The sequence below is a fragment of the Spirulina subsalsa FACHB-351 genome (assembly GCF_026130165.1).
In the GTDB taxonomy this organism is placed as follows: Bacteria; Cyanobacteriota; Cyanobacteriia; order Cyanobacteriales; family Spirulinaceae; genus Spirulina_A; species Spirulina_A subsalsa_A.
This window is the reverse complement of sequence record NZ_JAIHOM010000276.1, coordinates 1-531: the sequence shown is the minus strand read 5'-3', so window position 1 is coordinate 531 and position 531 is coordinate 1. Positions and strand designations below refer to the sequence as shown.

Annotated in this window: 1 protein-coding gene; it reads right to left on the bottom strand. The window is 46.3% G+C overall.

What is annotated here, in order from left to right; all coding sequences use genetic code 11:
• On the bottom strand, positions 1-505 hold a 505-nt coding region (locus tag K4A83_RS22845; protein ID WP_265267025.1), incomplete at its 3' end, for an Rpn family recombination-promoting nuclease/putative transposase.
• Between the last annotated feature and the right edge of the window lie 26 nt (positions 506-531).

Here is a 531-nt window from a genome sequence, read left to right as displayed (position 1 = left end):
GTAATACCTCTTGAGCTTGTTGAATCAGCTTTTGAGCCAGTTCCATGGCTTGGCTCTCTTCTTCCACGACTAATTGAATTATACTCACTCCTAGCTGTTCTTCTACTCCTTCTAACTCGTCAAGATAGACCCGAGTCACCGCACTAGAGTGCAATAACTCCCTGAAGTGTTGGGGGGCCTCTCGTTCAATGGCACGAGTGGGATAAATCACTACGACTCGCCAGGGGTGGCAGGGTTGGTATTGACGGAGGTAGAGGAATAGTTCGGCGAAAAGACGATAATACAGGGTTTCGTCGGGTTGGAATTGAACCTCTGCTAGATAAAAAGGCTGGGTAGTATCCTCTGAGATGGGGAGGAAAAGACCATCCAAGCGAAAGGCTAATTGCTTAACTTCTACGGAGGTGAATTGGTAGTCATTGGCTTCTGTGGGAGGACGATTCAGGAGTTCAAAGAAACTGCGAGGATATTGTTGAAAGATACGGTAAAAGATGCTGTCGGTTTTCATGGGTTTTTATCCTCTATACTCACCTA